Below are 13,381 nucleotides of genomic sequence, written 5' to 3'. Positions count from 1 at the left end.
TGGCCTCAAGCAGTCCTTGCTCACATGCATAACGCTGGCCTGCTGGCCGCTCACGCCTATTCGGCGGCAATTTTGAAGATGTTTTACGCCAATCACGACTTCATCTCTCTGCGAGCGATTGATTTAGTGTTTATGGCGAGACAAGGAAAAGACTGGGTAAATTTTGGTCTTCGCCAATTTCAGAAAACTATCTCTAACCCAAGCATAGATTTTATAAGCGCTTATGACGTTTGCCTGGAATTTATGGAGACTCTAGCCCTCACTGGAGCACGGTTGAACGTGTTTGTGGAGGTTTTGAAACATTTAACGATAGGTCTAGCTCGGCATAAAGATAGCCCACCCAACCTTGGAGAAGAGCTCAATTCTTTTATTCAAAGGTTGCTGCTTCCGGACCCGGATGAATACTGTTATCCGGTGTTAATGGCCAATTAAACTGACCCAGTTATGGCCAACAATTTTGACCCACCTGCCGGTGGCTGCGAGGCCACGAAACATGTAGCGTTCCTGCCCATAGATCAAGGGCAACGGGAGCGCGGTAGTGAAGGAGTGGGTTGTGATTCACAAGATTAAAGGGCTGTATGACCAGGGCAATGGCATGTCGATCCGTGGCATCAGTCACGAGCTAGGGATTTCGCGCAATACGGTGCGCAAGTATTTGCAGATGGAAGAAACGCAGATCAGCATCCTTCAAGAGGATCGGTCGCGGCATAAACGTCTGGACGCGCATCGGGACTTTCTGATCCATCAGCTTCAGCATTTTCCCCAGCTGAGTGCGGTCAAGTTGGCGCGTCGGCTACAGCAACGTGTGGGCGAGTTGGGCGTGTCGTCGCGCAGCATTCGTCGCTACGTGCAGGCGTTAAAAGAACTCGTCGCCACAGGCCAGGCCCGCTATTACGAACCCGTGCTGCAATTGATGCCCGGCATCCAGTGCCAGGTAGATCCAGGTGAACTGCGTGGCGTTCTTGTGGGTGGGCAAGAACGAACCGTGTACTTTGTGGTGTTCGTGCTCTCCTGCTCGCGCTTGATGTATGTCGGTCTCTCATTCAAGCCACTGAACACCACAGCCTTCATTCAATTGCATGATGAGGCCTTTCGTTACTTCGGCGGTGTCACCGAAGAATGTGTGTATGATCAGACCAAGCTCGTCGTGCTCAGCGAGCAGTATCGCGAATTGACAGTTAACCAGCGCTTCCATGAGTTTGCCACCATGGCAGGATTCCGCATCCATGCCTGCGAGGGTTACGACCCCGAGAGCAAAGGCAAAGTAGAAGCAGGCGTGAAATACGTTAAGCAGGATTGTTTTTATGGTGAGGAGTTTGCCAGCGAACAAGCACTGCGTGAGCATGTCCAACGCTGGCTTGATCACGTGGCCAATGCCCGTGTTCATGGCACGACAGGGCGAGTGCCTCGAGCACACTTTGAAGATGAAGAACGTCAGCACCTTCGTCCTTACCTATCCCCCGCCAGCCTGACCACTGGGGCGGTCAGCGTTCAAACACGGCGCGCCGACAAGACAGGCCTCATCTCATGGAAGTCGACCAAGTACTCCGTGCCCATGGCTTGGCAGCAGTCCAACGTCGGTGTGTGTGAACAAGACGATGGGTTGAGGATCACTGACCTTGCAACAGGCGAAACGATTGCTGTGCACGCGGTGTGTTCTGAGCGGGGCCGGATCGTCAAGAATAGTCACCATTACCGGGACCATGCTCAGCGTATCAGCGACCTGGAACAGGCGATTATGAGCATGATGCCAACGGACACAGCCCTGGCATTATGTGCGGTGCTCAAACGGACATCCCCACGAATCTATAGGGACCAGCTCGTCGCAGTGCGTTCGCTGTTGCAGGCCCATATGCCGCTGAATATGACCTTGATCACCGGCCTGTCGCAGCGCCATGAGCTGACGGCCAGTCTGCTTAAGCGTTATCTGCAAGCGAATGAGCAGGCCCGACAACGCGGGCGCATCGTCGATCAGCCGATGTCTGGTCAGTCTTGGTTCGAACCTCTGGATCTGGGTGCCTACGCCCTTGTTGGCCATTCTGCTGGACAGGAGATGACCCATGAGCCAGCTTGAGCACACCAGCGCACAATATCGCAGCTTACGTTTAAGCGCCATCGGCCGTGACCTTGTGGGTCTGGTCTCGCAGGCCGAGGCCAATGACCTGTCACACTTGAGCTTCGCCCAGATGCTGGCCGAGCACGAAATTGCCGAACGCACCCGCAGCCGTATCAGTCGCCACCACCGCCAGTGCCGGTCTACCCTTGGACAAGCATCTGGAGGACTTCGACTACCGCCATCAGACCACGATCACCAAGCGTCAGGTCAATGCGTTGCTGGACTTCGGGTTTATCGATAATCGCGAGAACGTGGTCTTCATCGGCCCGCCCGGTGTGGGCAAGACCCATCTGGCCATTGGGATTGGCCAGAAAGCGATCCAGGCGGGCTACAAAGTGTTATTCCGCACCGCGCTTGATCTGGTGGAAGACTTGGAGCTGGCCGAGATGAAAGGCGAGCTCAAAAAACGGATCAGCCAGCTGGCCAAATTCGATATGTTGATCATTGATGAACTCGGCTATTTAGTCCAACCTGATTTATTCATTTTGGCCGAAAACGACCGCTCAACACGCCGCGTCATGCCGTCACCAGCGCACGTTTCATGACACTGCTCTGGCGATTTGAGCGGTCGGTATTCCCCAACCACGCCAATATCGTCAAAAATGCGTTCTGAAGGCTGCCTTTTTTCAGGCGCAAAAAACGCATGCAAGAAGGCTACCCCTTCTTGGCAATCATGCGCAACAACCATTTGATGTTGTAACCCGCCGCACACAACACGGCATGCAACTTGTCGCCGTCTTCACCCTTAAGGTGGCAGCGATCCATCCGGTGATCCGCTTTCAAATGACCGATGATCGGTTCAATGGCCTGACGGCGTTTCAGTTGCTTTCGTTCCAACGCCGTCAGCCTTTTGGGTTTGCCCCGATGCACAATGCGCATCTGCGGATTATCGGCATCCACGCCCCGGTAACCCAGGTCTACAAAGACCGTGTCGGGTGCCGGCGCACAGTCTTGCATCAGAATCGTGGCCTGTTCAAGCTGCTCATTGAGCGTATGCCCATCGTACGGATTACGATGAAACGCCCGTGCGCCTACGATCAAATTGCCCTTGAACGTGCTGGCAATCCCGACCTTTACACCGAACTCATAGGGCCGACGCGCTTTACCCTTGCTGATGCAGTCGACTTCCGGGGCGTGCCAGGCGTACAGCTTGGGCTGGCCTTTGACGCTCTTGCGCTGAGCGCTTTGGGCCGCGATACGATTTGCCTTGTTCAAGACCTGATCCAGGGCGGCGCGTACCGCCTGACCGAGCACATTGGCCTTGCGATCCATCTCACGCGACAAGCGACCCACAATGGTTCGTTGACGTTTAATGGCCCGGCGCATGCGTTTGAACTGGCGGGCATGGGCATAACGGCCCGCCTGGCGGCTCAGTTGTGCACCTTCTTTGGCAAAGGTTTGCTTGAGCGAAATGCCCACCGCTTTGGCGGCATCCACCAGTTTGATCCGCGCGGTCTCTAACAGGCGGCTGTCCGTGGGATGTGCAATTGCCTTCTCCTGCACGGTGCTGTCCACAATCACGCGGCTCAACTCCTGGGGCTTGATCAGCTTGAGTTCGACGGCCACGTTGATGGTCTGTGCCAGCAACTCTTCAACCCCTTCTTCGCCCAACAGCTTGCGAAACTTGACCAGCGTGGTGGCGTCGCAGGGACGGTGGTGTTCGAAATACGCCTGACCCGCAAAGAACTGCCATGTTGGGGTTTCACCCCAACGCTCAACCACGCCCTCATCCGATTCGTTGAACGCATGCTTCAGATACAGCAGCGAAATCATGATCCGAAGCGGCACACGTGGGCGACCCGCGTTGCTGCGCGAAGACTGACGCTGCGGCTTCTCGCCAAACAAATCCAGGTCCGGCATCGCGACCCCCGTGTGGGCTTTACGAACAAACAGATGGGCCACCCGTGCCTCAAGTTCTTGCCATGGCATGCGCGAGGACAACACCGCCAACGGATGACGAAGGTCAATCATCTGATCAATGCGAGAACGGAAAAAATCATCGGTGGCAGGGCAGGCAAACATCGAAATAAAACTCCCAGAAAATAGCCTCTATTGGACAACAAACCGGGAGTTCCGGGTATCGGAAATTGCCCCAATCTTCAATGTTTATGCGGGTTACGGGGATTGTTCAGGGCCGACTATTTACCCATGACGGCTCAGGCCCGGTTCAACTTGTTCCAGCTCGTGAATGCGCTGTACGAGTACCGATCCATCATCCTGACCACCAACAAAGACTTCACCGATTGGGGTGAGTTCTTCCATCACGATAACGTGGCCATCCCGATCATTGACCGCGTTATCCATCACTCAAACATCTTTATGCTGGGAGGCGAGAGCTACCGACTGAAGCAGAAAACATCCAGTTAACAAACAATGGGTGGGTCAATTTTATTGGCCAAAAGTGGGTCAAAAATAATGGCCATTGACATCCGGGTGCGCAGGAATACCAAAAACAATCCATACTCAAAAGTTACGGATATGCTCTAAGAGGTCTGAAGCACGCATTCGAATTGGCGGCGAACTCAGAGGAGGTCGGATTTCCAAAATTGAAAGTTTTAATGTGCAGTCCTCAACCGCTTCTGGTTATGGATGACGGAATGAATAACTAGTCCATTGGATTGGAACAGTCGATGCAGAGCGGAAGAAGACTCCTTTTATAATCAAACGCTTATTTTCTGTGCCATCTTTTGGTTTATTTCTGCACGAAGTGTCAAATTATGCTTTATTGAGGGCTTCCATAAAGGGCCAAGCCCTTTAGTTTGGTGCCAACATATGCTTTATTTCTGGCCAACTTATGCTTAACGCCACAAAACCCGCATGAACGTAAGCGTCTGGGGAACTACATTCCCCTCCCTACCTCAAGCGCAAATTTTTTCAGAAACGGCGTCGACGCCGTTAGTCTCAGGTGCCACCCAGTTGTGGGGTAGCAGCTCGTCGATCCGGCTGTTTGGGTGTGTCGGCAGACGCGTGAGCACATCCTTCAGATAGGCATGCGGGTTCAGTCCATTGAGCTTGGCCGATTGAATCAGACTCATAATCGCGGCCGCGCGTTTACCGGCACGCAATGAGCCTGCAAAGAGCCAGTTGGATCTTCCAACGGCCACGGGTCTGATCTGTTGCTCGATATGATTGTTGTCGATTGGGACGAACGGATCGTCCAGATAGCGGGTCAGTGCCGCCCAGCGTTTCAGGCTGTAATCCAGTGCCTTGGCCGTGCCGGTACCATTCAATACCCGCTGGCGTTGGACCAACATCCAGGTGTGCAGGGCATCGGCCAGGGCTTGGCTTTTTCTTGTCGTAGCGCCAGGCGTTGGGCGGGAGACAGGGTCGCTACCTCGCGCTCGATCGCGTAAAGTTCGCCAATCAATTCCAGAGCCCGTTGACCCACAGGGCTCTGGTTGTTCTTGTGCAGGTCGAAGTATTTACGGCGCGCGTGGGCCATACAACCAAGCTCGGTCACCCCTGGCGGAACAAGGCGTTGTAGCCCGAGTAGTCATCAACGACCAGCTGACCTTGCCAATCCCCAGGAACTCGCGGGCATAGAGACCTGCTCGACCCTCATTGAAGTCGTAGATGACGGCCTTCAAGGACTCGAACTTGCCCGGTGCATAGGTCCAGAAATAGGCCTTATGGGTCTTGCCGCTACCGGGCTTGAGCATGCGCACCGGGGTTTCGTCGGCATGGAGGATACGGTGTTGCAAGATACACCGACGCAGGGCGTCGACCAGTGGTTGCAGTTCATGACCGCATTGCCCGACCCATTGGGCCATGCTCGAGCGCGGGATGTGCATGCCGTCGCGCTTGAAGATCGCTTCCTGGCGATACAGGGGTAAATGATCGGCATATTTGGCGATCAGGATCTGGGCCAGCAACCCCACGGCGGCGATGCCTTTGTCGATGATGTACGCGGGCATCGAAGCCTGCGTCATTGACTGGCAGTGTGTACACGCCCAGACCCCACGCACATGACGCTCAACGCTGAAGGTGCCTGGGGTGTAGTCCAGCTTCTCGCTGACGTCTTCACGAATACGCTTGAGCTGGCAGCCACAATCGCAGGTTGTGGACGCCGGTTCATGGTGGATGGTGGTGCGGGGCAACTCGGGCGGCAAGGCCGCACGGCGCGGTTTATCGCGCGGTTCACCCGCAGCAGGCGGGTTTTAAGTTTATTAAGTTCGCGCTCGATGGCCTCAAGGTCTTCGCCCACGGCCTCATCGAACAACAACGCCTGTTCACCGCCCAATTGCTCGCTTTTCTGGCCGAACTTGTGCCGGCGCAAGATGGCAATCTCGTGAGACAACGCCGTGATACGCGCCGCTTTGAACGTGATGTCTTGATCTTTGCGCGCATTGGCCAGCATGAGCTGACGCGCCAGTTCGCGCAACTGGTGCGCGTCTAGCTGGTCAAGGTCATCGGGCGTGTTCGTCATCATGAGGCGTAGTGTTACACAGCGCCTGTGCGCCGGCTATTGGCAACGTCCCCGATTGCAGAATGACGATCTTTTAGGGTTAAACCAGACGGATAATGCCAGCCTCACCGATACGCTGCCAAGGCAAGCCCAGCACCAGGGCATCGAGCTGCTCGTGAGTGAGTGATACGCTGCCATGGCCGTCATTTGACCACATGAAATGGCCTTGATTCAGACGCCGTGCCACCAACCAGACGCCGATGCCGTCATGAACCAATACCTTCATGCGATTGGCCCGTTTGTTGGCAAACACATACGCATGATGCGGATGCGCAGCGCCAAAGACCCGCACAACCCGTGCCAGGGCCGTATCGGCACCGGCCCGCATATCCAGGGCTCAACGGCCATCCAGACCTGGTCGATACGGATCATGCCATCAATTCCCGCAGCACGTGCGCCAGTGCCTGGCTGTTCGAAGACGGCCAATGCAGTGTAATGTTCATCCGCGTTGCGCTCAGCTCGACCCGCACGGTAGCATCAGCCGTTGGGGCACGTTCGTGACGATGCGCTGAGGCGGGCATCAGCAACGAGGTCGACGTTGGCGGCCCCAAAGCAATAAACTCAGGCAATGCCCCCGCAGGTGCTGGCACAGGCACCGGGTCTGTGGGTGCATCGTCAAGGGTATGCAGCCCCAAACGTTCATGCTCAATGACCCATCGACGTAAAAGGTTTGCATTCAAACCGTGATCAAGTGCGATAGCGGCCAGCGAGGCACCGCTGCTTAAGCACTGCTGGACCAGTTCGGCCTTGTACGCAGGGGAGTGTTTGCGGCGCCGACGCCGACCATTAGTATCTTGGTGCATACGTGTCCATGGAAAAATAAATGGACACGTATGCTCTAACACAGCGTCAGCGGATTCAAGATGGGGTTGGCTGAACGCTTACGCATGAACACTCGTTCTGCGGGTTTTTTCTTGTCTATTTGGTTACGGCCTCAGCCAGGAGCTGATCCCAGTCATCAGGCGGATGCCCGCTTTCCAGCATCTTGCGGAACACCCGGTAGGCGTCGTCGCTGCTTTCGTAGGCGCGCTTGGTGTCTTCGTCACTCACCCAGGCGTAGACAATCACTTTGCTCGGGGCGTGGTAGCGGAAGAATAGGCGGTACTGCTGGAAGAACTTGGCCCGGAACCAGTGCTTGTGATCGTCACCGAGCGCCCCACCCTGGCGGTACTCCGGTCGCGTCGGATCTTGCGGGATGACATCGAACGCCAGTTTGGTGATAGCAGCCAGCCGCTTGCTGGCGTTCTTTTTTACGTACCCGGCCGGGTCCTTCTGCTTCAGGCTCTCGACCTGCCGCACCAGCGCTTCAATCTGTGCGAGGAACAACGGATGGGCAAAGACCGTCCAGCCATGAATGACCAAGGGCTCAGGCTTCCTTGCGCTCATTCATCGTCTGCCGACAGGGCGGCATTGAGATCGACATCGACGCCGCCGACCAGCGCCTGGAGCCGCTGGGCGAGGCCGGCATCCACAGCTTGCAGCCGCTCGGGATGACGAGTGATGTCGGCGGCCAGGAACGCGAGGAACTGACCAAGCACCGGGTCATCACCGTCGGATGCTTCGACGCGCGTCAGCACCACATCGCCGCTGGGGTGAATGGTGTAGTGGATCTTGTCGCGCTTGCCCAGCTTGAGGGCACGACGCACGGTTTCCGGCACCGTGGTCTGGTAGCGATCGGTGAGTGTGGATTCGACTTCGAGGGTTGCGGCCATGGCAGTCTCCTGCGGATCTGGGTTAACGCTTGAAGGGTAATGCAGTCGCATTGTCTTGTCAATGCAATTGCATTGCCTCCAGGAACACCCGACTCGAATGGGTGTAACTGGGTGTGCTTTTGATCGGGGCGCCGGACGCGGGTTTATTCTTGTCTATTTGGCTCACCCAGGCGTAGAACGTGGCAACCATGGTGCCTGATTGCGCAGCCGTTCAAGACCCGAGGTGACGTATGCCTCAGCCCGGACTCAGGGCGCAGCTGCGCCCCAGATTAGCCTCAATCAAGGCACGGTCTACCCCATCGGTTTTTCCATCGTGGTTAAGATCGTACCAGCTGGACTGCGCGACGCCGTTGTTCAGGTTCCGCTGGCTGAGTTCTGCCCAGAGGGCCAGATCGTTCTGATCCACCACACCATCGCGATTGCCATCACCGGGACAATGAAGTGTGTCGTACTGGTAGTTAAACGCAGCGACGCGATCGCGCCAGTCCATTTCCGCTTTCAGCGTGACATAGGCTTGTTGAGCTGCGGCGGGCAACGCAGCCGTGATCGTGGGCGAGCCAACCGCGATGGCATTGCCACTTCGGTCGAGCACTGGGGTTCGGTACAGCCATGTCGATCTCGTACAGCTCGTCCGTGTTCTGGTTCTCGATATATGACGAACTTATCGGATTATCGGTAGCGATGGTATACGTTTTCCGGTTCAGGCGCACCAGCTTGTAGGTGCCGTCGCTGACCGCCTTCTGTGAGTCGGGCAGAACATCGACCTTATCATTGGGGTTCAAGGACTTTCGGTACGACATGACCTGCCCGCACTGACTGAACCCTGCAGGGGGAACGGCCTTATCGTCGGAACCGGCACCGTACCAGAAACCGCCCTGATCTTCGCACAGCGCTTTCTGTGGAAAGATGGTGAAACACACATTCGCGGCCTCTACCACGCAAGGTTGGGGCACGATGCCCATGGAAGGATTGCTGAAATTGGTTCCCATTTCGGAAAAATTCAGACTGCGGATCGAACCCTGGCCAGGAGAAGTCAGGTAGGCCAGCATCGGCTGTGCATCGACCGGACGGTTGGCAGGAACATTGGCTTCCACGTCAGCGCCGGCGATTTCCGCAAACAGACGATACAAGTCGGGGAGCTGACCGGATGGGTGACTTCACGTCCAGGCTGCTGGACCATGGGGCCAGCGATCAATAGCGGCACCGAAACCCCGGTCTGATAAGGAAATGCTTTGGCGCGTGTGGGGTCGAAACGCCCGGGGCCGTGAATTTCACACTGTTGACATAGGTGCCGTTGTCGCCCATGACGACCACCACCGTGTTGGTCTTTTCTGGCTGGTAGTTCAGCGTGCCATCCTGATTCCAAGTCGCCAGACCGAGCTCGACCAGGAGACGACCAATCTCGGTATCCATGGCCTCGACCATCAAGTTGCTGACGATGTGATTATCGATCATGGCGGTGACCGTACCGGGCACGCCCTCAAGATCGTTGGCGGGCGAGCAGATCAGATTGTCATTCCGGCCTGGGGTGCTGTCGGAGATCAGGGCCAGAGGAGGGACCTGAAGCGGGGTGTGAATGGCGGAATAACCCAGGGACATCATCCATGGAGTCTGCTGGCCCTGCTGGCGTACCCAGGCTACGGCGCGGTCAGTTTCCATGGTGCTACGGTAGCCGCGCGCTGACGGGTCCTCGGCACCGACTTTGCGCGTGCGGCCGTCAGACCAGCTCTGGACGAATTCGCCCGTGTAGTAACCATTTTGGGTGCTGAAGTCCACGTAGCCCGGTCGACTCACCTGGCAGGACTGGCCAGGATCAAAAATACCGCCGCGTTCCATGCACGTACGGCCCGGCGTGCTGATGCCGGGACCGCGCGTAATAGACTCGCACGTGCCGGTCACATCGTAGCAAGCGCCGGTATCCGCGCCATTGACGGGATCCATGGTTTTATTCGCGATGAAGCCGCACTGGTGGGTTCCTGCAGCCCTGTCGTCCGTAAGCCCTGCCCGCGTATCAATCGGGAACGGCGCGCCATCCAGGTAGCCGTCAAAGTAGTCCCAGCCCAGCTTCCACATTGTTTGATGGCCATAGGGCAGGTTCGGCGCCGTATCACGGTCGGTACCCGTCAGGTGCATCTTGCCGATCAATGCACTGGTATACCCTTGTGTACGCAACAGTTTGGGAAGCGTCACTTCGTAGGGTGAGATCTCGGAGTTGGCCAGGTCGGTCGACACCACCGCATTTAAGACGTTCGTGGCCGATGGGTAGCGCCCTGTAAAAAAGTGGCGCGGGTGGGCGTGCAGGTCGGCATGGCCCAGGCGAAGCGAAACTGCAGCCCCGCCTTGGCTATCGCCGTCAGATTAGGTGTCTTGGGTGGCACCGCACCGCCGTAGCCGTAGGATGTCATCTGATCCAGCCCGAAGTCATCGATGACGATAAAAAGGATATTGGGTTTTTGAGCGTCTGGGGCGTCTGGGGCGGCAGCGGTTGCATCGTCATTGCCACCAGAGCAGCCCGCCAACACTAGCATGGAAACTATCAGTGAAACAAAAATGCCTCGTCTGGGCAAAGTCAACGTTTTCATTATTATTCTCCTCGGATCTGCACTCAGACTTAATTCTGAGCCTTATGCTCCGCGGAAAAGTATCACACAAACGCGCCCCTGATGGAAAAATGGCTGAAACAGTACCGATTTAACAAAAACAGAGACAAGGACATAAACTACGAAGCCAACGGGGCTACAATCGACGAAACAATTTGATACCTAACCGCGCACATCTGATCGGCCAAGCCTCGTATTTTCCATGCGCCCTTTTGCTGCGGGGTGCTTGCCCGCCATAAACCGCTTCGTGTTTTGTTGACGCTATCGGGAACTCCCAGGAATTGTCTGGAGAACTATACCTATGAAAAAGATGAACCCACTGGATATCGAAGCTTGCGCGCCGGCGATTACGGCGGACCCTGCCACGGGCAAAGCTGAACCAGACCGGCGTCAGTTCCTCAAATACTCGTTCAGCATCGTCGCCGGCTACTCCGTCGCCTCCTTCCTTACGGGCTGCGGCATCGGCAGTGACAGCGACACGAGCACTGTGCTGCCACGTTACCCGATTGATGGCCGCAAGGTCCGGAAGACGACAGAGCAGATGCTCGCCTTCGACTTCAAGACCCCTCCCGTCTCCTTGCCCGGGTCGAACAACGGCCTGCACCCGACTGAATTAAGCCGGGTTCAAGACTATGACAAGTTCGGCTACGGCCAATACCGTCTTGGAAACAGACTGGACGTCGTGCCGCGCCGTGACCTGCTCGCAACCCCGGGGCACTACCCTGCACCGACCCGGGGCAAGAAGCTGACCAGTTTCTTTGCCATGACCGACATCCACATCACCGACAAAGAAGCGCCCAACCAGCTGCTTTATATTCAACAGGCTGACTCGACCTACGGCGCGGGCATGACGTCGGTCTACTCGCCGGTGATGATGTACACCACACAAATGCTCGACGCCGCGATCCAGACCGTCAATGCCTTGCACGCGCAAGAGCCGTTCGATTTCGGTATCTCGCTGGGCGACGTCTCCGACAGTGGCCGCTACAACGAGGTGCGCTGGTATATCGATGTATTCGATGGCAAGCCCATCAGGCCAAGCTCCGGCACCCACCTTGGCGAAGACACGGTAGACTTCCAGAAACCCTTCCAGGCGGTTGGCCTTGACAAGTCCATCCCGTGGTACCAGGTGCTGGGCAACCACGATCACTTTTATATCGGCTCGGTGCCCATAGACGCTGACCCGTCGCTTGGCATTCGCGACAGCTATGTCAGCAACAAGGTCTGGGCAGTCGGCGATGTGCTGATACCGAATGCCTCAAAGTCAACACCCATGGCCTTGCCTCCGGTCATCTTCGACCTGAAGACCAGCCTTGCGGGGACCTCGCCAGTAACGCTGAATGACCCGATCACCGGTATTAACGGCAATACGTTCTACATGGGTGTCATCGATGGTGCCAGCCCCTATGGCGCTATCAAGTACGCAGGCAAAAAGAAAGTTTTACGTCAGCACCCACGGTTGCGGCCGACCCTGACCGGCGCGCCTTGCTGCGCAAAGAATGGGTCGCCGAGTTTTTCAATACCTCCACGATGCCCAAGGGGCACGGCTTCGACCTGGTGCCGCAAGCCTTGCGCAGCAGCGAAGACGGTTTTGCCTGCTATAGCTTCGTCCCCAAGGCGGGCATCCCGCTCAAGGTCATCGTGCTGGACAACACCCAGCGTGAAGACGACGGCTCCCACGACATCCATGGACATGGTTTCCTTGATGCCGTGCGCTGGCGCTGGCTGCAAGACGAGCTTGATGCCGGGCAGGCCAATAACCAATTGATGGTTATTGCTGCACACATACCGATTGCCGTGGCGGCCAGCGGCAGCCTGATGGAATGGTGGAACCCCAAGGGGCAAGCCACGCCTTTGCAGAACGACCCCCATGCGGTCATGGATAACGCCGTAACGTTGCCCGGGCTCATCAAGAAACTGCACAACACGCCCAACCTGCTGATGTGGATATCCGGCCACCGGCACCTGAATACGGTCAAGGCATTGCCCGCTTACAGCGATGGCGGGCGACTGGTGCCGGAAAAAGCTTCTGGCAGGTCGAGACCTCGTCACTGGTGCACTTTCCGCAGCAATTTCGCACGTTCGACATTTATCTGAACAGCGACGACACGGTATCCATCATCGCGGTCAATGTCGACCCGGAAGTGGCCGACGGCACACCTGCTGCGACCTCGCGCAAATACGCGATTGCTGAGCACCAGATCCTTCAAACCGATTTGCAATTGAACACGCCTAATGACCAGTACCTCCCAGACAGCGTGTTCAAGGTCGACAGCATGGACCCCACACGACCACAGAATGGCACGACGGACCCAAGCATTAAGTACGGCAAGGTAGAGGGCGTGCAGTACTGCGCTTCGTACAACGCAGAACTGTTCAAGCAGCTTACCCCGACGATGGTCGAGGTGTTGCAACGCATTGCCTGAACGTCGGCGCAACAACACGCTTTGCCACATGATTTTCAGTGCGCCAATCGGTCATAATGATT

At 56.5% G+C, this 13,381-nt stretch carries 15 protein-coding genes and 4 pseudogenes; 7 read left to right on the top strand and 12 right to left on the bottom strand.

Going from position 1 to position 13,381, the window contains the following annotated elements; genetic code table 11:
- The first annotated feature begins 24 nt into the window (after nt 1-24).
- The 3 genes from N7E01_RS15325 to N7E01_RS15315 all read left to right on the top strand — a co-directional run bounded on the left by N7E01_RS15325 (nt 25) and on the right by N7E01_RS15315 (nt 2,661).
- Nucleotides 25-432 carry a hypothetical protein gene (locus N7E01_RS15325; protein ID WP_289173501.1) on the top strand — a complete coding sequence of 136 codons (408 nt, stop codon included), beginning with the start codon at nt 25-27 and terminating at the stop codon, nt 430-432.
- A 121-nt stretch (nt 433-553) separates the two neighbouring features.
- Nucleotides 554-2,074 carry an IS21 family transposase gene (gene istA, locus N7E01_RS15320; RefSeq protein ID WP_289173100.1) on the top strand — a complete coding sequence of 507 codons (1,521 nt, stop codon included), beginning with the start codon at nt 554-556 and terminating at the stop codon, nt 2,072-2,074.
- A 131-nt stretch (nt 2,075-2,205) separates the two neighbouring features.
- Nucleotides 2,206-2,661: an ATP-binding protein gene (locus N7E01_RS15315; RefSeq protein ID WP_289173500.1), complete on the top strand. Its 456-nt coding sequence runs from the start codon at nt 2,206-2,208 to the stop codon at nt 2,659-2,661.
- Between the two features lie 112 nt (nt 2,662-2,773).
- On the opposite strand, the pseudogene N7E01_RS15310 reads toward N7E01_RS15315, so the two are convergent.
- Nucleotides 2,774-4,138: pseudogene (locus N7E01_RS15310) on the bottom strand (IS5 family transposase); the annotation flags it as partial.
- Between the two features lie 102 nt (nt 4,139-4,240).
- Between N7E01_RS15310 and N7E01_RS15305 the strand changes: the two are divergent.
- Nucleotides 4,241-4,483, top strand: a complete 243-nt coding sequence (locus N7E01_RS15305; RefSeq protein ID WP_289173499.1) for an ATP-binding protein — start codon at nt 4,241-4,243, stop codon at nt 4,481-4,483.
- Nucleotides 4,484-4,974: 491 nt separating this feature from the next.
- Here N7E01_RS15305 and N7E01_RS15300 read toward each other — a convergent pair whose 3' ends face one another.
- The 11 genes and pseudogenes from N7E01_RS15300 to N7E01_RS15250 all read right to left on the bottom strand — a co-directional run bounded on the left by N7E01_RS15300 (nt 4,975) and on the right by N7E01_RS15250 (nt 10,698).
- Nucleotides 4,975-5,151: a transposase domain-containing protein gene (locus N7E01_RS15300; RefSeq protein WP_289175826.1), complete on the bottom strand. Its 177-nt coding sequence runs from the start codon at nt 5,149-5,151 to the stop codon at nt 4,975-4,977.
- Nucleotides 5,152-5,226: 75 nt separating this feature from the next.
- Nucleotides 5,227-5,558: pseudogene (locus tag N7E01_RS15295) on the bottom strand (IS66 family transposase); the annotation flags it as partial.
- Nucleotides 5,539-6,213 carry an IS66 family transposase gene (gene tnpC / locus N7E01_RS15290; protein ID WP_289173405.1) on the bottom strand — a complete coding sequence of 225 codons (675 nt, stop codon included), beginning with the start codon at nt 6,211-6,213 and terminating at the stop codon, nt 5,539-5,541. The pseudogene N7E01_RS15295 and the gene tnpC, both read right to left, overlap by 20 nt.
- Nucleotides 6,214-6,311: 98 nt before the next feature.
- Nucleotides 6,312-6,473 (bottom strand): annotated as a pseudogene (locus N7E01_RS15285) (transposase domain-containing protein); the annotation flags it as partial.
- Between the two features lie 148 nt (nt 6,474-6,621).
- Entirely contained in the window at nt 6,622-6,909 is a 288-nt protein-coding gene (tnpB, locus tag N7E01_RS15280; RefSeq protein WP_289173404.1) for an IS66 family insertion sequence element accessory protein TnpB, read from the bottom strand.
- Between the two features lie 40 nt (nt 6,910-6,949).
- The gene (locus N7E01_RS15275; protein ID WP_289173498.1) at nt 6,950-7,384 is read right to left on the bottom strand and encodes a transposase; all 435 of its coding nucleotides are present in this window, start codon (nt 7,382-7,384) and stop codon (nt 6,950-6,952) included.
- Nucleotides 7,385-7,499: 115 nt separating this feature from the next.
- Nucleotides 7,500-7,967, bottom strand: a complete 468-nt coding sequence (locus tag N7E01_RS15270) for a type II toxin-antitoxin system YhaV family toxin (RefSeq protein ID WP_289173497.1) — start codon at nt 7,965-7,967, stop codon at nt 7,500-7,502.
- A complete protein-coding gene (locus tag N7E01_RS15265) occupies nt 7,964-8,293 on the bottom strand; it encodes a type II toxin-antitoxin system PrlF family antitoxin (RefSeq protein ID WP_289173496.1) in 330 nt (109 codons plus the stop codon). Before N7E01_RS15265 ends, N7E01_RS15270 begins: the two co-directional genes overlap by 4 nt.
- Nucleotides 8,294-8,528: 235 nt before the next feature.
- Complete coding sequence (locus tag N7E01_RS15260; protein ID WP_289173495.1) at nt 8,529-8,783, bottom strand: dockerin type I domain-containing protein; 255 nt, start codon at nt 8,781-8,783, stop codon at nt 8,529-8,531.
- Nucleotides 8,752-9,423: a hypothetical protein gene (locus N7E01_RS15255; RefSeq protein ID WP_289173494.1), complete on the bottom strand. Its 672-nt coding sequence runs from the start codon at nt 9,421-9,423 to the stop codon at nt 8,752-8,754. The genes N7E01_RS15260 and N7E01_RS15255 overlap by 32 nt, the downstream gene beginning before the upstream one ends.
- Nucleotides 9,424-9,484: 61 nt before the next feature.
- Nucleotides 9,485-10,698 (bottom strand): annotated as a pseudogene (locus N7E01_RS15250) (sulfatase-like hydrolase/transferase).
- A gap of 496 nt (nt 10,699-11,194) precedes the next feature.
- Here N7E01_RS15250 and N7E01_RS15245 point away from each other — a divergent pair.
- The 3 genes from N7E01_RS15245 to N7E01_RS15235 are packed head-to-tail and all read left to right on the top strand — an operon-like array spanning nt 11,195 to nt 13,319.
- Nucleotides 11,195-12,661, top strand: a complete 1,467-nt coding sequence (locus N7E01_RS15245) for a metallophosphoesterase family protein (RefSeq protein WP_289173493.1) — start codon at nt 11,195-11,197, stop codon at nt 12,659-12,661.
- Nucleotides 12,604-12,990, top strand: coding sequence for a metallophosphoesterase family protein (locus N7E01_RS15240; RefSeq protein ID WP_289173492.1), 387 nt, complete (start codon nt 12,604-12,606; stop codon nt 12,988-12,990). The genes N7E01_RS15245 and N7E01_RS15240 overlap by 58 nt, the downstream gene beginning before the upstream one ends.
- Complete coding sequence (locus N7E01_RS15235; RefSeq protein ID WP_289173491.1) at nt 12,948-13,319, top strand: hypothetical protein; 372 nt, start codon at nt 12,948-12,950, stop codon at nt 13,317-13,319. The genes N7E01_RS15240 and N7E01_RS15235 overlap by 43 nt, the downstream gene beginning before the upstream one ends.
- The last annotated feature ends 62 nt before the right edge of the window (nt 13,320-13,381 follow it).

The organism is Neopusillimonas aromaticivorans (genome assembly GCF_030344915.1).
Taxonomy (GTDB): domain Bacteria; phylum Pseudomonadota; class Gammaproteobacteria; order Burkholderiales; family Burkholderiaceae_B; genus Neopusillimonas; species Neopusillimonas aromaticivorans.
The sequence above is the reverse complement of the archived record's forward strand: the minus strand, read 5'-3'. Positions and strand labels throughout refer to the sequence as shown.

Excerpts from the sequence above, each read along its gene's own strand:
- N7E01_RS15325 (WP_289173501.1), top strand. The coding sequence starts at position 25 with ATGCATAACGCTGGCCTGCTGGCCGCTCACGCCTATTCGGCGGCAATT.
- N7E01_RS15300 (WP_289175826.1), bottom strand. The coding sequence starts at position 5,151 with ATGAGTCTGATTCAATCGGCCAAGCTCAATGGACTGAACCCGCATGCC.
- tnpB (WP_289173404.1), bottom strand. The coding sequence starts at position 6,909 with ATGCGGGCCGGTGCCGATACGGCCCTGGCACGGGTTGTGCGGGTCTTT.
- N7E01_RS15275 (WP_289173498.1), bottom strand. The coding sequence starts at position 7,384 with ATGCACCAAGATACTAATGGTCGGCGTCGGCGCCGCAAACACTCCCCT.
- N7E01_RS15270 (WP_289173497.1), bottom strand. The coding sequence starts at position 7,967 with ATGAGCGCAAGGAAGCCTGAGCCCTTGGTCATTCATGGCTGGACGGTC.
- N7E01_RS15265 (WP_289173496.1), bottom strand. The coding sequence starts at position 8,293 with ATGGCCGCAACCCTCGAAGTCGAATCCACACTCACCGATCGCTACCAG.
- N7E01_RS15260 (WP_289173495.1), bottom strand. The coding sequence starts at position 8,783 with ATGGACTGGCGCGATCGCGTCGCTGCGTTTAACTACCAGTACGACACA.
- N7E01_RS15245 (WP_289173493.1), top strand. The coding sequence starts at position 11,195 with ATGAAAAAGATGAACCCACTGGATATCGAAGCTTGCGCGCCGGCGATT.